Consider the following 23,835-nt stretch of genomic DNA (forward strand, 5'->3'; position numbering starts at 1 on the left):
TTCAGAGCGGGCGCTCAAGCACGTAGTCGTTTTCGAGCACGCCGCCAAGGAGGAACGTCTTGCGGCCTACCCGGGCGAAACCCTGCTTCTCGTAGAAGCGGATGGCGCGGGCATTGAGTTCGTTCACACCAAGCCACGCCCCGGCGGCACCGTGCTCGCGCGCCACATGCAGGGTTGCGGTCATCAACGCCGCGGCGAGTCCCCCACCGTGACTGCCGGCGCGCACATAGCATTTGCTCACCTCGGCAGTGGGACGAATGCCGACCGCGGAATTCACTTCGGGGTCGGTCGGATCGCCGAAATTCACCATGGTGTAACCGAGCAGGATGTCTTCGACGGCGGCCACCAGGAGGAGCCGGTTCGGGTCGGCCAGATAGTCCAAAAAGTTGTCCTCGGCCAGTACATCCCTCAGAAACTCCTGCACGGCCGCCGCCGTGGTTTGCGGCGGGCACGCCAGCTCGAAGGTGGCGGCGGCCAGCTCGGCCAGGGCGGGGGCATCCGCGAGGGTCGCGATTCGTATTGTGCTCACCTGTCCACTCTAGGTCGAGTTCCACCGCGTCGACTCGATGCCGGACGGGATGCGCCGAGCGGGCGGCGACCAGTGGTTGCCCACCGGTCGCCGCCCGCTCGGCGGCACGGCCTAGAAGAAGCGTGCGTAGGCGCCCACCGTGAGGAAGCTCGGGAATTCAGGTTCGAGAGCGGCGCTTCGCAGAACCGTGAGGGCGTCGTTGAACCGGTCATCTGCGGTGCGTTCGAGTCCGGCGACGGTCTCGGTCAGGAGTTCGTCGACCCAGGCGGAATCGATGCGACGGCCCTCGGCGGTGACGGAATTCTCGTGGATCCACTGCCAGAGCTGCGAGCGCGAGATTTCCGCGGTGGCGGCGTCTTCCATCAGGTTGTCGATGGCCGCCGCTCCCACCCCGCGGAGCCAGGACTCGATGTAGCGCAGGGAGACCAGCAGGTTGCTGCGCACGCCCTCCTCGGTGATCGTGCCACCGATCGACGCCACGTCGAGCAGCTGGGCCGCCGTGACCTCGACCTCGGGGCGGGTGCGCTCGAGCTGGTTGGGGTTGTCGCCGAACACGGCGTCGAACTCGGCCTGGGCCAGCGGGATGAGGTCGGGGTGAGCCACCCAGGTTCCGTCGAAACCGTCGGTCGCTTCGCGACGCTTGTCGGCGGTCACCTGTGCGAATGCTCGCTCCGTCACCTCCGGGTCGCGGCGGTTGGGGATGAAGGCGCTCATTCCACCGATGGCATACGCGCCGCGCCGGTGGCAGGTCGCCACGAGCAGTTCCGTGTATGCCCGCATGCACGGAACAGTCATGGTGATCTGCTTGCGGTCGGGAAAAACGAAGCGACGGCCACGAGCCCGGAACGTCTTGATGATGCTGAAGATGTAGTCCCAGCGCCCGGCGTTGAGTCCGGCGCAGTGGTCGCGCAGTTCGAAGAGGATCTCGTCCATCTCGAAGGCGGCCTGGATCGTCTCGATCAACACCGTGGCACGGATGGTGCCGTGGACGATGCCGAGGCGGTCTTCCGAGTAGCTGAAGATGTCGTTCCACAGGCGAGCCTCCTTGTGGCTTTCGAGCTTCGGCAGGTAGAAGTAGGGACCGCTGCCCTTCTCAATGAGTTTCTGCGCATTGTGGAAGAGGTAGAGCCCGAAATCGATCAGGCTCCCCGATGCCTTCATGCGGCGGTTGGCGCGGTCCACGAAGGTCACGTGCTTCTCGACCAGGTGCCAGCCGCGGGGGCGCATCACGATCGTGGGCGTCTGCTCGCCGACGGTGTATTCCTTGCCGTCGGGGCTCGTGTAGCTCAGGCGGTCGCGTACGGCGTCCATGAGGGTGATCTGACCCTCGATGACGTTCGCCCAGGTGGGGCTGGTGGCGTCCTCCTGGTCGGCGAGCCACACCTTGGCGCCGGAATTCAGCGCATTGATGGCCATTTTGCGGTCGGTCGGTCCGGTGATCTCCACGCGTCGGTCTTCGAGCCCCGGGCCGGGGCCGGCGACGGTCCACTCGGTGTCGAGGCGAATATGCGCGGTCTCCGGAAGAAATTTGGGGTCTCGCCCGTTCGCGGCATCCACGCGGGTCTGCAGCCGGTTGGCGAGCAGGTCATGGCGAGTGCCGGCGAATCGTTCGTGCAGCTCGGCCAGAAATGCCAGCGCCTCCGGCGTGAGAACCTCGTCGTAGCGGTCGCCCAGGGGCCCGGTCACTTCGAGGTGGGCGGGAACGGTGGCGAAGCTGCCGGTGTTGGTCCCGGACGTCTGCGGGCGGTCGATCGTCGCCGGGTGAGTGGTTGTCATGGTGTTTCTCCTTCGTGTGTGGGGTGCCACCCTGGGCGATCCGGTTTTCGATGGCGAGTGCTTGGTACGACATAACTCTCTCTCGGAAGCAAGCGCGCCAACCGGAACGTTTCGGGAGAATAATCGACATTCTTCTGTTCTACGCAATTTTTCATGCCACACTGAGCCATGATCACTTCCGGTCCCGTCACCCTCCCCCCGCTCATTGAAGAGGAATCCGAGTTCGACGGCCTTGTTCTCGGCCGCCGAATCCGTGAGCTGCGGGGGATGCGAAGAATGACCCTCGACGGGCTGGCCGCGGCCATCGACCGGGCGCCCTCGCAGGTCTCGATGATCGAGAACGGCAAACGAGAACCGCGGCTGTCGATGTTGCGCACAATCGCCGCCGCCCTCGGCACGACCGTTGACGACCTGATGAAAACGGATGCGCCGTCCGAGCGTGCGGCGCTCGAGATTTCCGTCGAACGCGCCCAGCGGGGTCCCGTTTTCGAAGCCCTCGGCCTGCCGCGCATCCGGGTATCGAAGGGCCAGAGCGACGAGACCCTGCAAACAATTCTCAGTTTGCACAACGAGATTGACCGCCTGCACCGGGAGCGCGCGGCCACGCCGGAGCAGGCCAGACGCGCCAACTCGGAGCTGCGAGCGATCATGCGCCAGCAGGACAACTACTTTCCCGAGCTTGAGGCTCTCGCGCTTGAACTGCTCGGCGCGGTGGGTCATTCCGGCGGCCCGGTCTCGCAGCAGGTCGTCGCCGACATGGCCGCGCACCTGGGCTACTCGCTGCACTACGTGCACGACCTCCCCCATTCGACCCGGTCGGTGACCGACAAGCTCAACGGCCGGATCTACCTGCCCACCGAACGTTCCGGATCCGGTGACTCCCGCCCGCCCATCCTGCAGGCCTTCGCGAGCCATCTGTGCGGGCACGAGGAACCGGAAAATTATGCTGATTTTCTGCGCCAGCGGGTGGAAACGAATTACCTGACCGCGGCGATCCTGCTGCCAGAACGCGATGCGGTGCGCATGCTGACCGAGGCGAAGACGCTGCGCCGCATCTCCATGGAAGACCTGCGCGACGCTTTCTCGGTGTCGTACGAAACCGCCGCGCATCGGTTCACGAATCTTGCCACCGCGCGCCTCGACATCCCCGTGCACTTCATGAAGGTGCACGAGTCCGGCACGATCATCAAGGCGTACGAGAACGACTCGGTGCGTTTCCCGAGCGACGCCCTTGGTGCGGTGGAAGGCGCAACGGTCTGCCGCACGTGGACGGCCCGCACCGTCTTCGACGTCGCCGACCGGTTCAGCGCGTTCTACCAGTACACCGATATGCAGGCGGGGACCTTCTGGTGCACCTCGCGCATCGAGAAGGCAAAGGAGGGAGAGTACTCGGTCAGTGTCGGGGTGCCGTTCAGCGAAGTGAAATGGTTCAGGGGCCGCGAGACCCCCAATCGCTCCGTTTCGAAGTGCCCAGACGAGTCGTGCTGCCGGCTGCCTCCCCGCAACCTGGCCGACCGGTGGGCGACCAATTCCTGGCCGGCCGCCCGCACGCCCACCAGCCTTCTGGCTGCGCTGCCGTCCGGCACGTTCCCGGGCGTGGACCAGACCGAGGTCTACCAGTTTCTCGAGTCCCACTCGCCGACGGAACACGCCACCGCGTAGAACAGTGTGACATCGGAGCGTTCGCGGAAGCCTCCCGACCGACCGGGCACGCCGTGAAGCCCGCGTAGAGTAGTTCTGGATGCGTTTTGGCGAACCCGGGAACGACGTGTTGTGCGTTCGCGATAGACTCGCGTGCAAATTCATGCAGGGTAGACAGAAAGTTTATGCATTCTTACGCACACGCGAGATGAAACCTGTCCGTGATTGCATACAATCAATGGGTTCGACTCACGTGTTCCAGCACCAACAGGGAGGGGGAGAGCGGTGACCATGACAACCGCTGAGATGTTAAACGCTCGCCCGGTTTCCGCCCCCGGCTCATCTCCTCGTCGAGTGTGGCTTCCCGCCCTCGGCGCGCTGGCGATCGGCTCGGCCGCGGTTGTGGCACTTGACGCGGCTCCGCGCGGCGCCCTCGGTGACGGGACACTGCGGCTGCTGCCGTTTGTTGTGATCGTTGCCGTCCTCTCGACGGTTGTGGTGGCCGTGGCCGCGGCGGCCATGGGGTTGGTGGCCGCCCACCGCGGCAGAAGAGTTGAGAGAGCGCTCTCTCTGGTGCTCGTCGCCGGGCACGTCATACCGGTGCTCTGGGTCTGGGCGGCCATCGCGCCGTACGTCGCGGGGTTTGCCTCCCCATTCCCGGCGGTCGCCTATGTCCCACTCGGCGATTCCGCTCCCGCATGGTTGGCGTCGATCAGCGTTCCTCTGATTGCGCTGACGCTGGGGTCGTCGGCCGCGGTCGCCCGGCCGATCGCCATGACCTCGCGCGCCATGCTGCGTTCCGATCTCGTGCGCACCCTGCGCAGCCGGGGCCTGCCTCAGAGGCACATTGTTCGCGTGCACGTTTCGCGACGCTGCGTGCCCGCCTCAGTCCCCCCGCTCTCCCTGCACGGGCTTGGGCTGGTCGGGGCCCTGCTGGTGATGGAAGCCGTCGTTGCCGGGCACGGCGGACCGATCGCGTCGGCCGCCCCCACGTCCCCACCGGTCGTGATCGCCCTGGCCGTGTTCGGCGTCGCCATCGTGGCCGTTGTGGCGATCGATCTGGTGCGGGGCACACGGATGAGCATCCAGCGCCCTTCGGAGCAGACCTCGTGACCGGCGCGGCCCTGGCGGCCCCGGGCGCGCTGCGGCACGACGGGGCACGACGGCTGGCCACCATGTCCCTCGTCGTGTTGGCGGCCGTTTCCGTTCTGGCGGCGAGTGCGCCGCTACTCGCCCTCGGGCGGGCACCCGACGAACTCCTGGTGCGGTTGACCCAGGGCACGCGCGAGGCGGTGGTCAGCGGCCTCGCCGCCGGTCTCATGGCGCTCTCGATTGGCGCCCTGTGCGGCCTGCTTGCCGGGATGCACTCGGGACGCGTCGAGGCCGTCGTTGGGTGGATCGTGTATCTGAGCGCTGCCACTCCGGCCCTGATTTTTTTTGTCGTCGTGGTCGCCAACGCGAACGACGATCTCTCCGGCGTGCTGTTCCTGTGCGGAGTGCTCGCCGCGATCCCGTTTTTTCTGCTGGTGCGCAGCGCGGTACGGGCCGCACGCGCCCCGTCGGCGAGCGAACGTCGCCGCGCCAGGCGGGGCCTGCCCCCCGTGGGTCAGGCGAAACCGCCGTCGGTGCCGGCGCTGCGGGCTCGGCTCATCGGGCTGTCCCTGTTCGTCTTCTCCATCGTGGTAGTAGGCCGCTGCTACATCGATTTTCTGGGACCGGTCGATCCGGAAGGCGCCACCTGGGGTTCGATGCTGCGGCATTCCCTGCATCAACTGCCCACCGGGTCGTTGTCTGACTGGATGCCGCTCGCCCTCCTGGTGCTGACGGCGGGAGCCGCGACGGGACTGGGGTTTGCGGTGCTTCCGGCGCCCCCGCGGGGTCCCGCGCCGGTCGTCCCCGCGGAATCCGGTCAGGAACGCACAACGCCGATATCGCCCGATGCGTTGGAAGCCGACGAGCCCATGCCGTCGCTATGGTTTCGGTCGTCCGCCCTGCTCGACGTTCGGGGCCTCCGCATCTCGGTGGCGCCAGAGGCCCCCGACATCGTCTCCGGGGTGTCTCTGACCGTCGCCGCGGGCGAGATCGTCGGACTTCTCGGCGGTGCCGACTCCGGAGCGTTGGAGATAGCCCTGGCCGCGGGCGGGCTTCTGGCCCCGGGGGCGCGCATCACCGGTGGGTCGATCCTGTTCAACGGCGTCGAACTCGTTGGCCTGCCCGAGCGCTCCGCCACCCGGCTACGAGGCACGGACATGTCTTATGTTCCCCGCGAGCCCCTCGCGAGCCTCGATGGCGCGTTCAGCGTTGGGGACCACCTGCGGGCCCCGCTGCGCAAGGCGCTGGGACTCTCCAGGGCCGCATCCAAACGGCTGTCGCTGGAGCTGCTGGAGACGGTGGGCTTCCCCGACCCCCAGGCAACCTTCGCACTCTTCCCGGGTGACCTCACGCCGCTCATGGCCCAACGCGTGTTGATCGCCGGAGCCGTCTCGTGCGATCCGGAGCTACTGGTCGCGGACAACCCCACACAGGCCCTGGACGCGGCCGATGCCGCCACGGTCATTGACCTGTTGCACAAGCTCCAGAATAAGTTCGCGTTCACCCTGATCATCGTGACCGAGAGCGTCCCCGTGCTCGCGGCAAGCTGCGGACGGGTGGCCGTCGTGCGGGAGGGCGCGATCGTCGAGCACGCGTCGGTGCCGGACCTGCTCGCCTCCCCGCAGCATGACTACACCCGCCGCCTGGTGGCCGCCGCCCGGGGCGACGCTCTCACGAGCTTCTCGGTCAGATCGTAAGCCGCGCGCGGTCCGCTTCGGGCTCGACGGTTGCGGCAGCTTCGAATCCTGGCACGTCGTCAGGTTCGACCAGCGTCGCCACGAGGGGCGTGCACACCGCCTCGCTCGACACCATGTTGCGCGCGGCCAGGATGTGCGCGCGCATGGAGACTTCAGCCCACAGGGAGTCCCCCGACTCGAGTGCCGTCAGAATATCGCGGTGCTGGTGATTGCTGCGCGCGCGATACTGGGCACCATCGGCCCGAAACATGCTCGCCATCATGGGCACTCGAACGACCGACTGAGTGAGGGCCAGCAGTTGCGTGCTATCGGCCGCAGTGACAACGGTGTGATGGAACTGGGCGTTCAGGCGCGCAAGGGTCGCTATTCCGACGTCCTCCGTGGACAGCACGAACGGTTCCATCCGTTCAATCAGCAGCGCGAGAAGCTTCAGCTCCGTCGGCTGGATGCGTGCGGCAGCAAGACCGGCGGCGCGGCTCTCCAGGGATGCTCGCACGAAATACGTTTCCCGTATCTGTTCGCGCGACCAGGCCAGCACGGTGGCGCCCCGGTTGGGAACGAATTCCACCAGGCCCGCCGCGTCGAGCCGCCGAAGTGCTTCACGCACAGGCGTACGACTCACGCCGAGCTCCTGGGCCAGCGCCTGCTCACGCAGTGTGGCGTGTGCGGCAAGTTCGCCCGACAGAATCCTCGCGCGCAGGATCTCATAGGCGACTTGACCACCGGTTTGTACCAATTCACCCTCGTTCGTCGCTGCTCGTCCCCGTATCCCCCGCATGCTGGCACCCCAATTGCCCAAACGTACTGCACGCACTTTCAACTGTGCCACATCCGAAAAATACCCTCTGAAGGGTAGACAATTTCGCGCATATATGCGCAGTAGTTCCGCGCACTCTGCCATGCGACTCAGGTGGGGTATCGTCACCGTAGGGCTTCGTGCCCAGAGGCGACAGGGCTGTCACCGAACCGAGCCACCGGCGTCGCCTCTCTTGTCTGGAAGGACGGCCATGGCCACTCGTGAACTCCACAACTTCGTCAACGGCGACTACGCGGAGTCGACCGCGACCGAACGCCTCGACATCGTCAATCCCGCTACCGAAGACGTCTACGCGACGACGCCGGTATCCACCGAAGCGGATGTCGCGTCCGCCTACCAGTGCGCAGCAACGGCCTTTGAAACGTGGGGAGAAACCACTCCCGGCGAACGTCAGCAGGCCCTGCTCAAGTTCGCCGATGCCCTTGAGGCCCGCTCCGAGGAACTCGCGGATGTGGAGAGCGAGAACACCGGAAAACCGCGCCCCGGACTCGTCGGCGAAGAGGTCGACATGATGCTCGACCAGCTTCGTTTCTTCGCGGGCGCCGCCCGCATGCTCGAGGGCAAGTCAGCGGGCGAGTACATGAAGGACCACACCTCGTTCGTGCGCCGGGAACCCATCGGCGTCGTCGGACAGGTCACCCCGTGGAATTACCCGATGATGATGGCGATGTGGAAGATCGCCCCGGCGCTCGCAGCCGGCAACACGATCGTGCTGAAGCCCTCCGATTCCACACCCGCGTCCACGCTCCTCATGGCCGAGATCGCGTCTGAGTTTCTGCCCTCCGGCACCTTCAACGTCGTCACGGGCAATCGTGACACCGGGCGGTCCCTCGTGACGAACCGCACGCCCCAGTTGGTGTCCATCACCGGCTCGGTGCGGGCCGGAATGGAGGTCGCCGGCGCGGCAGCCCTCGACCTCAAGCGAGTCCACCTCGAGCTGGGAGGCAAGGCGCCGGCGATTGTGTTCAACGACGCCGATATTGCCGGCGCCGTCGAAGGCATCGTGGGCGCCGCCTTCTACAATGGGGGTCAGGATTGCACCGCCGCCACCCGCATTCTCGTGCAGGAAGGCATACACGACGAGTTCATGGCGGCTCTCGCCGCCTACGCCAAGGACAACGCCCGCACGGGTGCTCCACTCGACGAGGGCATCCTTTACGGCGCACTCTCCAGCGCCGACCAGCTCGGCCGTGTGCAGAGCGTCATCGAGCGCCTCCCCGATCACGCCACGCTCGAGCGCGGCGGGCACCGGCAGGGCACCCGCGGCTACTTTCACGAAGCCACGATCGTGTCGAATCTGCTCCAGACCGATGAGGCGGTTCAGAACGAAATTTTCGGCCCGGTGATCACCGCGCAGAAGTTCACGGACGAGGCGCAGGCGCTCACCTGGGCCAACGATGTGCAGTACGGTCTTGCGTCCTCCGTCTGGACGACCAATCATGGCACGGCCATGCGCATGGCCAAAAACCTCGACTTCGGCTGCGTGTGGATCAACACGCACATCCCGCTCGTCGCCGAGATGCCACACGGTGGGTTCAAGCACTCCGGTTACGGCAAGGACCTCTCGATGTACGGCCTGGAAGACTACACCCGCATCAAGCACGTCATGAGCTACATCGGCTGAGGCCACCGCACGCAACAAAGCAGGGCCCGTCCGAAGACGGGCCCTGCTTTGTTGCGCAGCGAACTACCTGTGAAGGAGCTTAGAAGGCGTTCACATCGAGCTGGATGGCAGGACCGAAGGTGGTCGAAACGACGCCCCTCGTGATGTAGCGGCCCTTGGAGGAGCTGGGCTTGAGACGAACAACCTCTTCGAGGGCTGCGGCGATGTTCTCGTTGAGCTGCTCAGCGGAGAAGCTCGCCTTGCCGACGACGAAGTGCACGTTCGCGTGCTTGTCCACGCGGAATGCGATCTTTCCGCCCTTGATGTCAGAAACGGCCTTCGCGACGTCAGGCGTCACGGTGCCGGTCTTCGGGTTGGGCATGAGGCCACGCGGGCCGAGGACCTTTCCGAGGCGTCCGACCTTACCCATGAGCTCCGGGGTGGAGACGGCGGAGTCGAACGAGGTGTAGCCGGCGGCCACCTTCTCGATGAGCTCGTCGCCACCGACCTCGTCGGCGCCGGCAGCGATAGCGGCCTCGGCCGCGGGGCCCGTTGCGAAGACGATGACGCGAGCGGTGCGTCCGGTGCCGTGAGGAAGAATCACGGTACCGCGGACCATCTGGTCAGCCTTGCGGGGGTCGACTCCGAGGCGCAGGGCGACCTCAACAGTGGAATTGAAGTTGGACGAGCCGGTCTCCTTGGCGAGAGCGACGGCTGCGGTCGGCGTGTAGAACGTGTCGGCGCCGATTTTCTCGGCAGAGGCGCGGTAGGCCTTTGACTTAGTTGCCATGTGAAATCTCCTGTGTGTACTGAGAATGTGGTTTTCGTGAGCCTGGCTGGCTCTTCCACGTCGTGCTAATTACTGGAGGCGCGAGGTGCGCCAGGGGATGAGGCTTAGGCCTCGACCGTGACGCCCATGGAGCGAGCCGTGCCGGCAATGATCTTCGCTGCTGCTTCGATGTTGTTGGCGTTGAGGTCAGCCATCTTCGTCTCGGCGATTTCGCGGATCTGTGCCTGCGTAAGCTTGGCAACCTTGACCGTGTGCGGGGTTCCGCTGCCCTTGGCAACGCCGGCCGCCTTCTTGATGAGCTCCGCTGCGGGCGGGGTCTTCAAGATGAAAGTGAATGAACGGTCGTCGTACACGGTGATCTCAACCGGGATGACGTTTCCGCGCTGGGCTTCTGTCGCAGCGTTGTAGGCCTTGCAGAATTCCATGATGTTGACGCCGTGCTGGCCCAGTGCCGGCCCAATGGGCGGGGCGGGGTTGGCGGCGCCGGCCTTGATCTGAAGTTTGATCAGACCTGTAACCTTCTTCTTCGGTGCCATTGTTCTTCCTTCTCTTTCGTTTCGAGCCGCCCCGAAGGGCCGCTCTCCCGGTGGCCCGGACGGGCCCCGGTGGTTTGGGGAGTGAGCTGCCGGAGCCTAGAGCTTGGTGACCTGGTCGAAGCTGAGCTCGACCGGGGTCTCGCGCTCGAAGAGCGACACGAGCACAATGAGCTTGCCGCTCTCCGGCTTGATCTCGCTGATCGAACCAGGCAGGCCGGCGAACGAACCTTCCTTGATGGTGATCGTCTCGCCGATTTCGTAGTCGACCTCGGCTGCGACAACGCGCTGCGGAGACTTGCCGCCATGCGCCTTGCCCTTGGTGACAGGGGCTTCCTGAATCTCGACGAGACCCTTGAGCATTCCGAAGGCCTCCTCGAAACGCAGCGGGGTCGGGTTGTGAGCGTTACCCACGAACCCGGTGACACCCGGCGTGTGGCGAACAACCGACCAGCTGTCCTCGTCGAGGTCCATGCGCACGAGCACATAGCCCGGGATGCGCACGCGAGTGACCATCTTGCGCTGGCCGTTCTTGATCTCGACGACATCTTCCATGGGAACTTCGCACTGGTAGATGAAATCTTCCATCGCCATGGACTGCTTGCGGTTCTCAATGTTCGACTTCACGCGACGCTCGAAGCCGGCATAGGAGTGAATGACGTACCACTTGCCCGGCAGAAAGCGCAGTTCCTTACGGAACGCGTCGTACGGGTCGACTTCAGCGTCGGCTTCGTCGGAAGCCTCCTCGGTCACGATCGTCTCTTCGTCTTCGACGGCCTCAACCGAGGCATCCGCTTCAGCGGCGTTGTCGACGTCGAGCGCGTCGTTGACAATCTCGTCGGCTTCCGGATCGGATGAGTCGGCAAGCGCATCGAGGGCCGCATCGAGGTTGACCTCGACGCTGCCGTTCTCGTCGACGACGTGCAGGGCGGCGTGCTCAGCGGCCTCTACCGAATCTTCCTCGGCGGCGAGGATGTTGCCCTCTTGTGCCTCATCATCTTCGCCGGACTGCTCGGCGGCAGTGGCCCAGTCGACATCGTCATGCTTCGTCTCAGTCACTAAATCTCAATCCTTCTCTAATTCGCTTGCTTCGGCAGGAAACCCGCCGCTACGGCGTTGCCATGATGTGGTGCGACAGCTCGAATAGCTACGGCGTGCCGAACATGAAGGTGACCGCGAAGGCGAACACCCAGTCGAACACGGAGACGATAGCCATCATGATCACGACGAAAACGAGTACGACACCGGTGTAGCTGAGCAGTTCCTTGCGGGTCGGTGTGACGACCTTGCGGAGTTCGGCCATGACCTGGCGCACGAACAGGGACACACGAGCGAAGGGACCGCGTTTGGATTCGCGGGCCATTCTTGCGTTCGCGACGACTTCCTCACCGGGTTCGTCGACAACTTTTCGGGCCACCTGTTACACCTTTCATGGGCCGGTGGAGTTACCACCGACTTGCAGGGCGGACAGGACTCGAACCTGCAACCTGCGGTTTTGGAGACCGCTGCTCTACCAATTGAGCCACCACCCTATGGAGTAAAGTCCGCATGCCGCACCACACCAAAAAGGCGCAAAAAAGCATGGCAGATTTCAACTACCTCCATCAAGTCTAGGTGACGCGGAGCCGGGTGTAAAGCTGAGGGGCTCTTGGCCGGTCGCGCCGCCTATTCCGGGCGTGGTTCTGGCGTGGCCGACCCCCGGCGCCGTATGCTCGAACCGTGAAACACGAACTCAAACGGATTTCCACTCGGATCGGCTCCATTGCGGAGTCGGCGACCCTCAAGGTTGACGGAAAGGCGAAGGCGCTGCAGGCCGCCGGGCGACCGGTGATCAGCTTCGCAGCCGGGGAACCGGACTTCGTCACTCCCCCACACATCGTGGAGGCCGCCCTCGCCGCCGTGCACGATCCCAAGAACTACCGCTACACCCCGGCGGCCGGGCTGCCGGAACTGCGTGAGGCCATTGCGGCAAAAACCCTGCGGGACAGCGGACTTACCGTATCGCCGAGCCAGGTGGTCGTGACCAACGGCGGCAAACAGGCCGTGTACCAGGCCTTCGCCACGCTGCTCGATCCGGGCGACGAGGTTCTTGTGCCGACGCCATTCTGGACCACCTACCCCGAGGCGATCCGCCTCGCCGGCGGCGTTCCCGTCGACGTCTTCGCGGGCAGCGACCAGGGCTATCTGGTGACCGTGGAGCAGCTCGAGGCCGCACGAACGCCGCGCACAAAGGTGCTGCTGTTCGTCTCACCGTCCAACCCCACGGGCGCCGTGTACTCACCCGAGCAGACGAAGGCCATCGGAGAATGGGCCGAGGCGAACGGGCTCTGGGTGATCTCCGACGAGATCTACCAGAACCTCACCTACGACGGGGTGCGCGCCGTATCGATCGTCGAAGCCGTCCCCGCCCTCGCCGACCGAACCATTCTCGTGAACGGCGTGGCCAAGACCTATGCCATGACCGGGTGGCGCCTGGGCTGGATGGTCGGTCCCGCCGACGCCATGAAGGCAGCCGGAAACCTGCAGTCCCACCTGTCGTCTAACGTGTCGAACATCTCCCAGCGCGCGGCGGTTGCGGCCCTCAACGGCCCGCAGGACGCCGCCCACGAAATGCACAGCGCCTTCGACCGCCGTCGCAAGCTCATCGTCGCCGAGCTCAACAAGATCGACGGCATCGTGACGCCCACGCCGCAGGGCGCGTTCTACGTCTACCCGGATGTGTCCGGTCTCCTCGGCCGCGAGTGGGCCGGGGTCACCCCCACGTCATCGCTTGAGCTGGCCGACCTCATCCTTGACAAGGCAGAGGTCGCTGTCGTACCCGGCGAGGCATTCGGGCCGAGCGGCTTCCTGCGACTGTCCTATGCCCTCGGCGACGACGCCCTGCTCGAGGGGATCCAGCGCCTGCAACGCCTGTTTGCCTGACCCGCGGTAACTGACCGGCGGGCTTCGTCACAAAGGAGCACAACCATGGAATCCAGGTCTCCGGTGGTTCGGGTTCGGGACCTGCGCAAGTCGTATGGAACGCTTTCGGCCGTCGACGGTGTCAGCTTCGACATCGCCGCCGGAGAGACCTTCGCCCTGCTCGGTCCCAACGGTGCCGGCAAGAGCACCACGATCGAGATTCTCGAGGGCTATCGGGACCGCAGCAGCGGCGAGGTGAGCGTGCTCGGGGTTGATCCGCACCGCGGCGGCCTCGAGTGGAAGGCCAGGCTCGGCATCGTGTTGCAGACGAGCGGGGAATTGGGCAACGTCACGGTCACCGAGCAGCTGCGACACTTCGCCGGATTCTACCCGAACCCTCGGGACGTCGACGAGGTGATTGACGCCGCCGGCCTGCTCGACAAGGCCGGGACACGCATCAGCAAACTCTCCGGCGGCCAACGCCGGCGAGTGGATGTGGCCCTCGGAATCATCGGACGCCCCGAACTTCTTTTTCTTGACGAACCGACCACTGGCTTCGATCCCGAAGCCAGGCACCAGTTCTGGGACCTGATTCGGGGGCTCAAGGCCGACGGCACCACGATCCTGCTCACCACGCACTACCTGGACGAAGCCGCGCAGCTCGGTGATCGGGCCGGAATCATTGCCGGCGGCGAGCTGATCGATATCGGCACCATCGACGAAGTCGGCGGCGCCGAGGCGCGGATCCCCCTCGTGCGCTGGCGTGACGCCTCCGGGACGGTGCGGGAGGAACGTACCGCGGAGCCCGCGCGCGTGGTCGCCGGTCTGGTGGCGAACCTGAACGGTGCGGAGCCCCGGGAACTCGAGATCATTCGCCCGAGCCTGGAGGACGTCTACCTCGCGCTCGTGCGCGGTCACGACGCCCAGACCGGCGCGGCCGCGACACGAGGCGACGAGGCCCCCGCTGCTTCGCCGACTTCGACGAAAGGCACGGCATGAGCATCCTCGCCCTGGGCCTGTCGCGGGTCGGCTACGAGACGCGGCTGTACTTCCGTTCCCCCGACACCCTGTTCTTCACGTTCCTCTTCCCCTTCATCATGCTCGGCATTTTCACCGCCGCGTTCAGCTCCGCAGGCAACTTCGGGACGGCCGCCGACGGAACCGGCGGGGTCAGTGTTGGCGCGTATTACCTGCCCGGCATGCTCGCGGCGGGAATGCTGCTCTCCGGCGTGCAGAATCTCGCCGTGGACATTGCCGGTGAGAAGGGTGACGGAACACTCAAGCGGCTCGGCGGAACACCGCTGTCGCCCCTGAGCTATTTCATCGGAAAGATCGGTCAGGTTTTCGTGACCGCGATCCTGCAGGCGGGACTGCTGCTGCTCGTGGCGCGATTCCTGCTTGGCATCTCACTGCCCAGCGACCCGGAGAAATGGCTCACCTTCGCGTGGGTGTTCATCCTCGGCGTGATCACCTCGGCGTTTCTCGGCATCGCGCTGTCGGCCATACCCCGTACCGGGCGAAGCGCCACGGCAGTGGTCATCCCGATTGTGCTGGTGCTGCAATTCATTTCGGGCGTCTACCTGCAGTTCACCAACCTGCCGGAGTGGATGCAAAACCTGGCGAGCGTATTTCCGCTCAAATGGATGGCGCAGGGCATGCGTTCGGTCTTCCTGCCCGACACTTTTGCGGCCGCCGAGCAGACCGGAACCTGGAACATTGTGGGCGTCGCCCTCGCCCTCGGCCTGTGGCTCGTCGTGGGCCTCGTGCTCAGCCGGATCACGTTCCGTTGGATCCGCAAGGACTCGTAGCCGGAAGCGCAGCGGCTACTGAAGTGCCCCGATGATGGCGCCCATTACCGTAAACGACACCACGCTGTACGACGCGTTGATGGCGAACAGCCGCAGGCTCCGCCGCTCGAACAGGTACGTCACCCCGACCGCCGCGGCGACGAAGGTCAGTCCCGCCGCCGCGCCCGCGAAGACGCCGAAGACGAAGCCACCGGAGCCGATGAACGCCGCGAGGCTGGCGGCCATCACCAGAGCCAGCAGGAACGAGCCGACGAAGATTCGAACCGATCCGGTCTTCAACTCCTCGTCGCTCAGGCCGACCTCGCGCTGCCAGGACCGGACAAAGAGCAGCGAGTACCACAATCCGCCGATCACGAAAGTGGAGACTGCGGCCAAGAGTATCGCCAGCCAGTTCAATGGTGCATCCATGATTCCTCCTTTTGCACAACACGGTAACGATCAATCGGCGGCCTGGCTTGTATAAATTTCCGTCTGGTCACCGGGGGCATCCAGCGGCACGAAAGCGGCGTATTCGGCTCCGTAGCGGGTCACGATCTCGAGGTACCGCGACGGGGAGAACCCCGTGAAGGCCCGAAACACCCGAATGAAATGCGGTTGGTCGTAGTAGCCGGATGCCCCGACGAACTCCGACCACGGCGGCACCGGCCCGCCGAGCGGCAGCGCCCCAACGAATTGACGAAATCGCACGATGTCCGCGTAGACCTTGGGAGGCATCCCAACCCAGGTTCGGAAGCCGTCGATGAGCGCGCGGTGGCTGAGCCCGACGGCGGCCGCGATGGATGCGATGGATGCGTCGGGATCGACCCCGACCCTCTCCCAGGCGCGGAGGATGGCGGCTGGCGGCGTCTGGCCCGGCCGGACGCAGGCCCGCAGGTGTGCCAGCACCAAGTCGAGTGCCGCCTGCTGCCCAGGTTCCCCCAGATGCGCGCCGAGGGTCTCTCGCGCGGTATCCCGCAGCGCCGTCGTGTCGCCGATCAGTCCCTGACTGTCCGTGACAGTGCCGGCGAGGTGGTCGGCTCGAATCGTGCTGAAGCGGGCAATGCCGAACGGGGCCAGCTCCACACCGACGTGCCGGATCACCGGCGGGCTCTGGATCGTCAGGTACCCGCGCTGCATTCCGGAAACGAAGCCGGCCGAGAACGGGCGCACCTTCCCGGTGCCCTGGTCGAAAAGGAGATAGGGACCCGACAGGTTGAGGATGAAGTGCACGGCAGGCTGCGGGAATATCCGCTCAAATCGGGCGGCGGCTTCCGCCTCCAGGTACCAAACACGCGTCACGAAGGGAGCGAGGGACGCGGGGACGGGCCGCTCAAGATAGACCATGCAGCCACCGTAGGCCCGGCGGCCAACCCGCGCCAGCGGTTCGCTGGCGACAGTCTCCCGCGTCTTCCGCGCGCCACAGCAAGCGTGCGGGTCCCATGAGATTTTCGCGCGGTGAAGGGTGTCTCGTCGATGTCAGCTTGTGGCGGCGCGGCCGCTCAGAGAAGCTTGCGTTCCAACGCCCAGGCGGTGAGCTCGTGCCGCGAGGAGAGCTGCAACTTGCGCAGCACCGCAGACACATGTGTCTCCACGGTGCGCGGCGAGATGAACAGGCTGCCGGCCGCTTCCTTGTAGCTGTAACCGCGCGCAATCAGGCGCATCACCTCCGTCTCCCGGGCAGAGAGCCGGTCCAGTTCTTCGTCGGCCTCGGCGGTTTCTCCCGCGACAGCGCCGAATGCGTCGAGAACGAATCCGGCCAGCCGGGGCGAAAACACGGCATCGCCGCCGGACACCCGACGCGCGGCTTCCGACACCTCCGCACCGGAGGCGCTCTTGGTGATGTAGCCGCGGGCGCCGGCGCGAATAACGCGCACCACGTCGTCGGCCGCATCGGACACGCTCAAGGCAAGAAAGAGCGTCTGCGGTGACGCCGGCGCCGCATCGCGAATGACCTCGGCCCCTCCTCCACCACGCCCGCCGGGCAGGTGCACGTCGAGGAGCACGACTCGCGGCTGCAGCTCGGTGATCAGGGCGATGGCCTCGTCGACGGTCGCCGCTTCTCCCAACACGCGAATGCCCGCGTCGAGTTCGGTACGCAGCCCCGATCGAAAAATGGAGTGGTCGTCCACTATCACCACGGGCAGGGCCGCGGATGAGTCGGGCGGCGTCGGCGACGCGGGATCACGGTCAGTCATGGCTGCCTGCTCTCTGGCCCGTCGTGTTGTGGCCGGGCGGGGTGTGGCCGGTCGGATTCTCACCCGCCGGGTTCTGATGTGCGGTGGAGGCGCCGGCTTTCGGCAGCCCCAACACGATTTCGGTCCCGGTTGCGCCGGGACCCGAACGGATGAGGGCCGTGCCGCCGATTCGACGCATCCGTCCCTGGATGGACTCACGTACGCCGAGGCGGTCTTCCGGTACGAGGTCGAGGGTGAATCCGGGCCCGCGATCGGTCACGCTGAGCTCCGTGCCACCGGCACCGTTTTCGAGGTAGACCGACACGGTGCCACCGGCGTGCCGGGCGGAGTTGAGCATGGCCTCGCGAGCCGCGGCCACGAGGGCGTCCGGCGCAGAGTCGAGCACGGCTCCGGTGGTGACCACATCGAAGTGCACCGGAAAGTCTGCCTCGATCACTCCGGCGATCCGGCGGAGTTCGGTGGCCAGGTCGACGGTGGCCCCGTTAGTGCCGGTGAACAGCCAATCCCGCAACTCACGTTCCTGTGCGCGGGCCAGGCGGGCGGCGTCGCTGGAGGGGCCAGCCTTCTGTTGGATCAGGGCGAGCGTCTGTAGGACAGAATCGTGCAGGTGGGCGGCGATCTCGGCACGCTCGGCCTCCCGTGCCCGCGCCGCCCGCTCGTCGGCGAGGTCGCCCGACAGGCGAACCAACCACGGGGACACCACCACGGCCACGCCGATGAGCACGGCGACAGCGGCCAGGATCACCGTCCACACATTCGGGGTCTCCCCCGTGACGAAGAACAACAGAATACCAACGGCCACGAGCACGAGGGCGCCGAGGGTGCGCACGAGCAGCGCGGAAGACTGCTGCTTCGCGCCGCTGCGAATGTCAGCGAACTGGCGCCAGGCCAGTGCCGTCCCGGCCAGCACGACGATGGCGGGCACGACGACGGCAAGCGGGATGTCCGCGCCGAGCCGGCTGGCCACGAGGGCGAGCCCCGCCCCGAGCAACGCCAGGCCAAGCAGAATCTCGGTGATCGGCGCGGAGCGGGGATCGTGCGCCGCCGCATCCGCCGCCACCGTCGCCGGGTTGGGCCGCGCAAGACTCGCCTTCGGGAGGGCATCACCCCGGGCGTTTTGGGCGTTCGGAGTGTTCGGGATGGTCGCCCACAGCCAGGCGTAGAGCAGAATGCCAGCCCCGCCGCACAGCGACAGAAGTACGGTGGCGGTGCGTACGGCGCTCACGGACAACCCGGTGTGCTCGGCGAACCCCGCGCACACGCCCGCGATCAGCCGCAGCCGGGGTCGCGTCATGCGTTCGGTCTTCACGTATGAATCAAATCACGCCGGCGAACGGACGTGGGTCTCCGGGACAGATCTCAGGGTCCAGTCAGGGTGATGCCCGATGCCCGGCCCCGCGACCCGCTGCCAGACTCGCATCATGACCGACATCCCTCCCGTCTCACCGCCACCCCCGTCCCCCGTCGACCGTTTCTTCAATTGGATCCGTTCCACGGGCATCACGCGCGACGATGACCGCTGGGTCGCCGGCGTGTGCGGCGGCATCGCCACGCGCATCGGGCTTGACCCCATGATCGTTCGCGGCGTGGTGGTTGTGATCGCCATTCTCGGCGGTCCGGCCGTTCTGGCCTATGCCGTCGGCTGGGCGCTGCTGCCCACCGCGCTCGGGCGCATCTATGCGGAAGACGCCATCCGCGGGCGGTTTCAACCGGTCATGATCGCCATCGGGCTGCTCCTCCTCTTCAGCCTGGCTCCCGTTTCTCGCGGCTTCTGGTGGGAAGGCCCGCCCACGGTCTGGGGCATGCCGGACTGGCTCTCCGGGCTACTCGGAGTCGGCTGGAGCCTGCTCGTCCTTGGCGGCATCGTCTGGCTCGTGGTCTACCTCGTGCGGCGCGGTCGCGGGGCCGGCACCGGCGGCGCGACGGGCAACCCCGGCTACGGACCCGGATCCAATCCAGGCAATTCCACCGGTACCGACGCGGGGTACCCTGCCGGCGACGGCGCGAAGTTTTGGTCGGGCAGCGGGGCAACCGGCGCGTTCGGCCCCGAATACACCGGCCGTGCCGGTGACACCGCCCGTGCCGGCACCGGCACCCGCGACGCGGGTTCCCGCACGCCCGGGACCGGGACCGTACCGCCGCCGACGACTGCGGAGCGCAGCCGTGCCTGGCAGGCGGAGAGCCGCGCGCGCCAGGCCGCGCGACGAGCAGCCTGGCGTGCCCGTCGCCCCGGTGCCGGCTACACGTCCATCGTGCTGGGCCTGGCCCTGGCCGCGGGAGCAGCCGTCTCGATGGTGCGCGGAGAGGGCAGCCTCACAACGCCCGCCATCGTGCTCGGGCTCGCCTGCGCCCTCGGTGTTCTCGCGATCGGCATCGTGATCGCCGGGATTCGCGGCCGTACCGACGGCGCGATGGGCTTCTTCGCCGTTCTCGTGATCGTGAAACTCGTCGCTCTCGCGATTTTTGCGCAGGGTGCTCAGTTTTCTGCCTTCGGCACGAACATCTGGCAGGTGAATTCGTCGACGGCCGGGACATCCACCCCCAGTTACGTGATGATCGCGGGCACGGCGACCCTCGACCTGAGCGTTCTCGACGACCCGGGACCGGCTGACAATCGCACGATCGACCTGTGGATCGGGGCGGGTGTGACCGAGCTGATCCTGCCGGAGGACGCCCCGGTGCGCGTCGAAACGAACGCCCTCGCGGGCGGCGTCGATTTCTCCAGTGGCGATGCGTCGAACGAGAACGGAGCGCGCGACGGCGTGTTCATCCGCGACACACACGCCTTCAACCAGGGCAGCGACGGGCGCGGCCCGCTCGTGCGCATCTGGACCCTTGCCGGCGTCGTCACCGACACCCCGACCTCTTAGGACACCGTCATGACTTCCCCCACACCCGAGCCCCAGATCCCCGCCTCACCACGAGACGACACGCCCACGGAGGCCCACCCCGCCGAGGAGGCCTCGCCGACGACACCGTACGAGAACGTCACGAGCGATCCGGTCGGTGTACCCACGGCGCCGGCTCCACGGCTTCGACCACGGTTCGGCACCATCTTCTGGGGCATCCTGCTGCTGGCCGTGGCCGCCTACGTGGCAGTCGCGAATCTGATTCCCACGCCGCTTGATCCCACGCTGTGGCTACTCGGCGGCGTGATCGCCATCGGTCTAGGCCTCATCGTGGCCGGTGTCGCAGCGGCCGCGCGTCGCGCCGGGTAGCGGCACCCGCCCATCATCTTGGCGCCACTGGAGCGGGCGTCGACAGCCGCGCGCGCACGTCCGTCACGTGCCACGGCGAGCGCGTGAATCGATTTCCACTCAGAGCCGATCGACCCCGGCCCAATGTCAGTGGTCGCTGGCCCGATCGAACATAGCCGCGGCGTCATTCGCGCAGCTCTCCGACGATCAGGCGGACAACACCCACCGGGCCATCGCCCGCCTCGCCCGGAAAAAGGGCTACGGCAGCGCTCGTGTCTCGACGGGCTCGACAACCGGGTGCAGGCATAAGACTGCGGAGGTGGGGGCGGCGCGAAGGCGGATACTCGTCGTCTGATCGAGGGCGGCACCATGGCCACCGAAGCCGAAACCGCCCGGGAACGCCAGAAGCTGGCCGATCGGCTGGCTCTCGCTCACCCGGAGGCCCCGCCACTCGAGGTGCATGTGCCGTTTCCTCGCCGGGATCGCGCTCGTCTCCGCTCAAGCCGCGGCACTTGTTCTGCAGGCGGGCACTACTCCAAACGAGTGCGCGCCTGACTAATGAGTGCCGCGAGAGCGCAACGGGGCAAGCCCCCACCCGATTGAATGAGCGGAAGGGCGAGGAGCGAAGCTACAGTTCGAGCCCCACCAGAACAGGTTCCGGCTGCAGGTTCACGCCGAATTCGGCCTGCACCCGGCCGAGCACGTAGCGCGCCAGCTCGGCGATGTCCGACGCGGATGCCCCGCCGGTGTTGGTGAGCGCGAGCGTGTGCTTGCTCGACACGGCCGCCCGCGAACCCGGGAGTTGGAAGCCCTTGCGCACCCCGGAATGCTCGATCAGCCATGCGGCACTGAGTTTGACCGGACGCACGTCGTCGGCCCCCGGCATCGGCCCGACACCGGCGTACTCGTCGAGCGGAATCACGCGGTCGGGCAGTTCCGGCTCAAGCACCCAGCGGGGAGCCATCGCCGGCAGTGTGCGCGCGAACTGCTCGGTCACGATCGGATTCGTGAAGAAGGACCCGGCACTGGCGGTGTCCGGGTCGTCGGGATCCAGCACCATACCCTTGGCTGCCCGCAGGCCGAGCACCGTGTCCCGCACGCTCGCCAACGGGAGCCGGTCCCCCAGCTGGGCACCCAGGGCCGTGGCCAGCTGCGCGTACGCCACCGGCTGACTGAGCGCCGATCCGAGAACGGATGCCTCGGCGCGGGTGTCCCGCAGGCCCAGCTCGATCGCCACCACGATTCCGCGCAGTCCCTGTTTGAGCACGGAGGTGCGGTAGCCGAGGTGCAGCTCCGCGGCGTCCATGCGGCGCACTTCTCCCGTTTCATAGTCGAGAAAGTCCACGGCCAGCAGGCTGTCCGAGAGTTCCTGCCCGTACGCGCCGATGTTCTGCACGGGGGCAGCGCCGGTTGAGCCGGGAATTCCGGAGAGCGCCTCGATGCCCGCCCAGCCGTGCGCCACCGTGTGGGCTACGAGGTCGTCCCACGGCTCACCGGCCTGAACGCGCAACCGCACGAGGCCGTCGTCGGCATCCGGGAGAACCTCGATCCCGCGGGTGAGCACGCGAATGACGATCCCGTCGAAGCCGGCATCGTTCATCACGGTGTTCGAGCCGCCGCCGAGCAGCATCCACTCCTCGTCCATTCCCCACACGACGAGCGCCTCGTCGATGAGCGCCTGCTCGGTCGCGGGTGCCACCATGGCGCTCGGCGGACCGCCCACGCGCAGGGTGGTGAGCTCGGAGAAGGCAATGGGCTCGATCATCGAATATTCCAGACGTTGAGAAACAGGTGCGGGCGGGTGCGCGCTAGGCGAGGCTGACGCGAGCCTGGGCCTTGCCGAGCACGGTCTGGTCGTTGAACGTCACCGTGAGATCGATGCGGGCAATCCGGGCATCCGCGTCGAGCGCACCGACCTTGGCCGTCACGTTCACCTCGGCGCCCGTCACCGGGTCGACGAAGACGGGGCGGGTGAAGCGCACCTGGTAGTCGACGACGCGTGCCGGATCGCCGGCCCAGTCAACGACGGGCTGCACGGCGAGGCCCATCGTGAGCATCCCGTGCGCGAGAACGCCGGACAGTCCCACGGAAACGGCCACGTCGTCGCGGTAGTGAATGGGGTTGAAGTCACCGGATGCACCGGCATAGTGCACGAGGGCATCGCGCGTCAGCGAGAAACCCGCGGTGGCCACCACGTCGCCGACGCTGAGTGAACTGAAATCGGGGGTCATTCGTCTCCCCTGACGACGAGGGTCGACGTTGCGGTGACCACATGGTCGCCCGCCGCATCGACGATGGTGGACACGGCCGTCACCATGGCGTGACCGCCGAGCGACTTGATGCTCGTGACCGTGAGAGTGGCGGTGAGTTCGTCGCCGGCCACGATCGGTCTCGTGTAGCTGAATCGCTGGTCTCCGTGCACGACGCGCGTGAAGTCGATGCCCGCGTCCGGTTCGGCGAGCAGCTGGGCAAGAGTGGCCTCCTGCACGACCACGGCGAATGTGGGCGGAGCCACGACGTCGGCGTGACCGGCCGCTCGGGCCGCCACCGGATCGTGGTTGACAGGGTGGGCCGCGAACACGGCGCGGGAGAACTCGCGCACCTTTTCACGGCCAACGAGGTACGGCGCGGCGGGCGGAAAGACACGCCCCTGCAGGTCTGGGTTTACTGACACGACTACGAGTTTAGGTGCGCCCGGGCCACGACCAGCTGATTCCCGGGCGGATCATGCACAATGGTCTACGTGCAATTTAGCTTGGTTCGCCTCTCCTCCCCCGAAGTAGCCCCCCTCTTGGCGGGTCTCCGCCTCGAATACAACGCGCGCTACGGCGCGGGCGCCGGCGACTCCGCCGACGACGTTCCCGAGGAGGAGTTCGACGCCCCCGAGGGCGGCTTCCTGGTGCTGCTCGACGGCGAACACACCGTTGCCGGCGGCGGCATCCGTCGTTTCGGCGGCGACACCGCGGAGATCAAGCGCATGTGGACCAACCCCGACTACCGGCGCCAGGGTCACGCGCGCAGCATCCTCCGCGAGCTGGAAGCCCTCGCCGCTCGCCTCGGCTTTGCCCGCGTGCGCCTGGAGACGGGCTACCTCCAGCCGGAGGCGCTCGCCCTGTACCGCAGCCTCGGCTACCGGGACATCGGGAACTACGGCATTTTTGAGGGCGCTTCGGGGTTCGAACGCACGCTCGTGCAGACCGAAGCGACGGTTCTGACGGATGCCGCGGCATCCGTTCCCGCCTAAACCCTCTCAATCCGGCCAATATTCGTGTGTTGG

Annotated in this window: 25 protein-coding genes and 1 tRNA gene; 10 read left to right on the forward strand and 16 right to left on the reverse strand. The window is 66.4% G+C overall.

Features of this window, described 5'->3' with window-relative positions; all coding sequences use genetic code 11:
• Position 1: 1 nt before the first annotated feature.
• A complete protein-coding gene (locus tag AC1MB9_RS13435; protein ID WP_479962442.1) occupies positions 2 to 529 on the reverse strand; it encodes an N-acetyltransferase family protein in 528 nt (175 codons plus the stop codon).
• Positions 530 to 640: 111 nt separating this feature from the next.
• Positions 641 to 2,305: a malate synthase A gene (aceB, locus tag AC1MB9_RS13440; protein ID WP_479962443.1), complete on the reverse strand. Its 1,665-nt coding sequence runs from the start codon at positions 2,303 to 2,305 to the stop codon at positions 641 to 643.
• 168 nt (positions 2,306 to 2,473) lie between these two features.
• On the opposite strand from aceB, the gene AC1MB9_RS13445 reads away from it, so the two are divergent.
• The 3 genes from AC1MB9_RS13445 to AC1MB9_RS13455 all read left to right on the forward strand — a co-directional run bounded on the left by AC1MB9_RS13445 (position 2,474) and on the right by AC1MB9_RS13455 (position 6,735).
• On the forward strand, positions 2,474 to 3,967 hold the full coding sequence (locus tag AC1MB9_RS13445) for a helix-turn-helix domain-containing protein (protein WP_479962444.1): 1,494 nt from the start codon (positions 2,474 to 2,476) through the stop codon (positions 3,965 to 3,967).
• 333 nt (positions 3,968 to 4,300) lie between these two features.
• Entirely contained in the window at positions 4,301 to 5,059 is a 759-nt protein-coding gene (locus tag AC1MB9_RS13450) for an ABC transporter permease subunit (protein WP_479962445.1), read from the forward strand.
• Positions 5,056 to 6,735 carry an ATP-binding cassette domain-containing protein gene (locus AC1MB9_RS13455; RefSeq protein ID WP_479962446.1) on the forward strand — a complete coding sequence of 560 codons (1,680 nt, stop codon included), beginning with the start codon at positions 5,056 to 5,058 and terminating at the stop codon, positions 6,733 to 6,735. The genes AC1MB9_RS13450 and AC1MB9_RS13455 overlap by 4 nt, the downstream gene beginning before the upstream one ends.
• On the opposite strand, the gene AC1MB9_RS13460 is transcribed toward AC1MB9_RS13455, so the two are convergent.
• Entirely contained in the window at positions 6,725 to 7,636 is a 912-nt protein-coding gene (locus AC1MB9_RS13460) for a GntR family transcriptional regulator (protein WP_479962447.1), read from the reverse strand. The genes AC1MB9_RS13455 and AC1MB9_RS13460 overlap by 11 nt on opposite strands.
• 106 nt (positions 7,637 to 7,742) lie before the next feature.
• On the opposite strand from AC1MB9_RS13460, the gene AC1MB9_RS13465 reads away from it, so the two are divergent.
• Positions 7,743 to 9,176, forward strand: coding sequence for an aminobutyraldehyde dehydrogenase (locus AC1MB9_RS13465; protein ID WP_479962448.1), 1,434 nt, complete (start codon positions 7,743 to 7,745; stop codon positions 9,174 to 9,176).
• Between the two features lie 79 nt (positions 9,177 to 9,255).
• Here AC1MB9_RS13465 and rplA read toward each other — a convergent pair whose 3' ends face one another.
• The 5 genes from rplA to AC1MB9_RS13490 form a co-directional block, all read right to left on the reverse strand.
• A complete protein-coding gene (gene rplA, locus AC1MB9_RS13470; protein ID WP_479962449.1) occupies positions 9,256 to 9,945 on the reverse strand; it encodes a 50S ribosomal protein L1 in 690 nt (229 codons plus the stop codon).
• Between the two features lie 104 nt (positions 9,946 to 10,049).
• Positions 10,050 to 10,481: a 50S ribosomal protein L11 gene (gene rplK, locus AC1MB9_RS13475; protein ID WP_479962450.1), complete on the reverse strand. Its 432-nt coding sequence runs from the start codon at positions 10,479 to 10,481 to the stop codon at positions 10,050 to 10,052.
• A gap of 96 nt (positions 10,482 to 10,577) precedes the next feature.
• Positions 10,578 to 11,537, reverse strand: a complete 960-nt coding sequence (gene nusG / locus AC1MB9_RS13480) for a transcription termination/antitermination protein NusG (protein WP_479962451.1) — start codon at positions 11,535 to 11,537, stop codon at positions 10,578 to 10,580.
• Between the two features lie 88 nt (positions 11,538 to 11,625).
• Positions 11,626 to 11,895 (reverse strand): preprotein translocase subunit SecE, encoded by a 270-nt coding sequence (secE, locus tag AC1MB9_RS13485; RefSeq protein ID WP_479962452.1) that lies wholly within the window; start codon positions 11,893 to 11,895, stop codon positions 11,626 to 11,628.
• Between the two features lie 42 nt (positions 11,896 to 11,937).
• Positions 11,938 to 12,010, reverse strand: a tRNA-Trp gene (locus AC1MB9_RS13490).
• Positions 12,011 to 12,197: 187 nt separating this feature from the next.
• Here AC1MB9_RS13490 and AC1MB9_RS13495 point away from each other — a divergent pair.
• Genes AC1MB9_RS13495 through AC1MB9_RS13505 form a run of 3 tightly spaced genes read left to right on the forward strand, consistent with a single transcriptional unit; the run spans position 12,198 to position 15,187 of the window.
• Positions 12,198 to 13,400 (forward strand): pyridoxal phosphate-dependent aminotransferase, encoded by a 1,203-nt coding sequence (locus AC1MB9_RS13495; protein ID WP_479962453.1) that lies wholly within the window; start codon positions 12,198 to 12,200, stop codon positions 13,398 to 13,400.
• Between the two features lie 45 nt (positions 13,401 to 13,445).
• Positions 13,446 to 14,378: an ABC transporter ATP-binding protein gene (locus AC1MB9_RS13500; RefSeq protein ID WP_479962454.1), complete on the forward strand. Its 933-nt coding sequence runs from the start codon at positions 13,446 to 13,448 to the stop codon at positions 14,376 to 14,378.
• Positions 14,375 to 15,187 (forward strand): ABC transporter permease, encoded by an 813-nt coding sequence (locus AC1MB9_RS13505; protein WP_479962455.1) that lies wholly within the window; start codon positions 14,375 to 14,377, stop codon positions 15,185 to 15,187. Before AC1MB9_RS13500 ends, AC1MB9_RS13505 begins: the two co-directional genes overlap by 4 nt.
• A 15-nt stretch (positions 15,188 to 15,202) precedes the next feature.
• On the opposite strand, the gene AC1MB9_RS13510 is transcribed toward AC1MB9_RS13505, so the two are convergent.
• The 4 genes from AC1MB9_RS13510 to AC1MB9_RS13525 all read right to left on the reverse strand — a co-directional run bounded on the left by AC1MB9_RS13510 (position 15,203) and on the right by AC1MB9_RS13525 (position 18,655).
• A complete protein-coding gene (locus tag AC1MB9_RS13510; RefSeq protein ID WP_479962456.1) occupies positions 15,203 to 15,595 on the reverse strand; it encodes a DUF1761 domain-containing protein in 393 nt (130 codons plus the stop codon).
• A gap of 30 nt (positions 15,596 to 15,625) precedes the next feature.
• Positions 15,626 to 16,510, reverse strand: coding sequence for a DUF6597 domain-containing transcriptional factor (locus AC1MB9_RS13515; protein ID WP_479962457.1), 885 nt, complete (start codon positions 16,508 to 16,510; stop codon positions 15,626 to 15,628).
• Between the two features lie 155 nt (positions 16,511 to 16,665).
• Positions 16,666 to 17,361, reverse strand: a complete 696-nt coding sequence (locus AC1MB9_RS13520; RefSeq protein WP_479962458.1) for a LuxR C-terminal-related transcriptional regulator — start codon at positions 17,359 to 17,361, stop codon at positions 16,666 to 16,668.
• Positions 17,354 to 18,655, reverse strand: a complete 1,302-nt coding sequence (locus tag AC1MB9_RS13525) for an ATP-binding protein (protein WP_479962459.1) — start codon at positions 18,653 to 18,655, stop codon at positions 17,354 to 17,356. Before AC1MB9_RS13525 ends, AC1MB9_RS13520 begins: the two co-directional genes overlap by 8 nt.
• A 127-nt stretch (positions 18,656 to 18,782) precedes the next feature.
• On the opposite strand from AC1MB9_RS13525, the gene AC1MB9_RS13530 reads away from it, so the two are divergent.
• Positions 18,783 to 20,231, forward strand: a complete 1,449-nt coding sequence (locus tag AC1MB9_RS13530) for a PspC domain-containing protein (RefSeq protein ID WP_479962460.1) — start codon at positions 18,783 to 18,785, stop codon at positions 20,229 to 20,231.
• Between the two features lie 9 nt (positions 20,232 to 20,240).
• Positions 20,241 to 20,579, forward strand: coding sequence for a hypothetical protein (locus tag AC1MB9_RS13535; protein ID WP_479962461.1), 339 nt, complete (start codon positions 20,241 to 20,243; stop codon positions 20,577 to 20,579).
• A gap of 237 nt (positions 20,580 to 20,816) precedes the next feature.
• On the opposite strand, the gene AC1MB9_RS13540 is transcribed toward AC1MB9_RS13535, so the two are convergent.
• The 4 genes from AC1MB9_RS13540 to AC1MB9_RS13555 all read right to left on the reverse strand — a co-directional run bounded on the left by AC1MB9_RS13540 (position 20,817) and on the right by AC1MB9_RS13555 (position 23,232).
• Entirely contained in the window at positions 20,817 to 21,020 is a 204-nt protein-coding gene (locus AC1MB9_RS13540; RefSeq protein WP_479962462.1) for a hypothetical protein, read from the reverse strand.
• Between the two features lie 166 nt (positions 21,021 to 21,186).
• The gene (locus AC1MB9_RS13545) at positions 21,187 to 22,323 is read right to left on the reverse strand and encodes a UDP-N-acetylmuramate dehydrogenase (RefSeq protein WP_479962463.1); all 1,137 of its coding nucleotides are present in this window, start codon (positions 22,321 to 22,323) and stop codon (positions 21,187 to 21,189) included.
• Positions 22,324 to 22,366: 43 nt separating this feature from the next.
• A complete protein-coding gene (locus tag AC1MB9_RS13550) occupies positions 22,367 to 22,789 on the reverse strand; it encodes a MaoC/PaaZ C-terminal domain-containing protein (RefSeq protein WP_479962464.1) in 423 nt (140 codons plus the stop codon).
• Complete coding sequence (locus AC1MB9_RS13555; RefSeq protein WP_479962465.1) at positions 22,786 to 23,232, reverse strand: FAS1-like dehydratase domain-containing protein; 447 nt, start codon at positions 23,230 to 23,232, stop codon at positions 22,786 to 22,788. The genes AC1MB9_RS13550 and AC1MB9_RS13555 overlap by 4 nt, the downstream gene beginning before the upstream one ends.
• A gap of 69 nt (positions 23,233 to 23,301) precedes the next feature.
• Between AC1MB9_RS13555 and AC1MB9_RS13560 the strand changes: the two genes are divergently transcribed.
• Positions 23,302 to 23,802 carry a GNAT family N-acetyltransferase gene (locus AC1MB9_RS13560; RefSeq protein WP_479962466.1) on the forward strand — a complete coding sequence of 167 codons (501 nt, stop codon included), beginning with the start codon at positions 23,302 to 23,304 and terminating at the stop codon, positions 23,800 to 23,802.
• Positions 23,803 to 23,835 lie beyond the last annotated feature (33 nt).

The sequence above is a fragment of the Cryobacterium sp. AP27 genome, assembly GCF_056680495.1.

Excerpts from the sequence above, each read along its gene's own strand:
- AC1MB9_RS13540 (WP_479962462.1), bottom strand. The coding sequence starts at position 21,020 with ATGCACCTCGAGTGGCGGGGCCTCCGGGTGAGCGAGAGCCAGCCGATC.
- AC1MB9_RS13510 (WP_479962456.1), bottom strand. The coding sequence starts at position 15,595 with ATGGATGCACCATTGAACTGGCTGGCGATACTCTTGGCCGCAGTCTCC.
- AC1MB9_RS13520 (WP_479962458.1), bottom strand. The coding sequence starts at position 17,361 with ATGACTGACCGTGATCCCGCGTCGCCGACGCCGCCCGACTCATCCGCG.
- AC1MB9_RS13465 (WP_479962448.1), top strand. The coding sequence starts at position 7,743 with ATGGCCACTCGTGAACTCCACAACTTCGTCAACGGCGACTACGCGGAG.
- rplK (WP_479962450.1), bottom strand. The coding sequence starts at position 10,481 with ATGGCACCGAAGAAGAAGGTTACAGGTCTGATCAAACTTCAGATCAAG.
- rplA (WP_479962449.1), bottom strand. The coding sequence starts at position 9,945 with ATGGCAACTAAGTCAAAGGCCTACCGCGCCTCTGCCGAGAAAATCGGC.
- AC1MB9_RS13515 (WP_479962457.1), bottom strand. The coding sequence starts at position 16,510 with ATGGTCTATCTTGAGCGGCCCGTCCCCGCGTCCCTCGCTCCCTTCGTG.
- AC1MB9_RS13545 (WP_479962463.1), bottom strand. The coding sequence starts at position 22,323 with ATGATCGAGCCCATTGCCTTCTCCGAGCTCACCACCCTGCGCGTGGGC.
- AC1MB9_RS13530 (WP_479962460.1), top strand. The coding sequence starts at position 18,783 with ATGACCGACATCCCTCCCGTCTCACCGCCACCCCCGTCCCCCGTCGAC.
- AC1MB9_RS13445 (WP_479962444.1), top strand. The coding sequence starts at position 2,474 with ATGATCACTTCCGGTCCCGTCACCCTCCCCCCGCTCATTGAAGAGGAA.
- AC1MB9_RS13460 (WP_479962447.1), bottom strand. The coding sequence starts at position 7,636 with ATGGCAGAGTGCGCGGAACTACTGCGCATATATGCGCGAAATTGTCTA.
- AC1MB9_RS13500 (WP_479962454.1), top strand. The coding sequence starts at position 13,446 with ATGGAATCCAGGTCTCCGGTGGTTCGGGTTCGGGACCTGCGCAAGTCG.
- AC1MB9_RS13525 (WP_479962459.1), bottom strand. The coding sequence starts at position 18,655 with ATGACGCGACCCCGGCTGCGGCTGATCGCGGGCGTGTGCGCGGGGTTC.
- AC1MB9_RS13550 (WP_479962464.1), bottom strand. The coding sequence starts at position 22,789 with ATGACCCCCGATTTCAGTTCACTCAGCGTCGGCGACGTGGTGGCCACC.
- aceB (WP_479962443.1), bottom strand. The coding sequence starts at position 2,305 with ATGACAACCACTCACCCGGCGACGATCGACCGCCCGCAGACGTCCGGG.
- AC1MB9_RS13505 (WP_479962455.1), top strand. The coding sequence starts at position 14,375 with ATGAGCATCCTCGCCCTGGGCCTGTCGCGGGTCGGCTACGAGACGCGG.
- AC1MB9_RS13535 (WP_479962461.1), top strand. The coding sequence starts at position 20,241 with ATGACTTCCCCCACACCCGAGCCCCAGATCCCCGCCTCACCACGAGAC.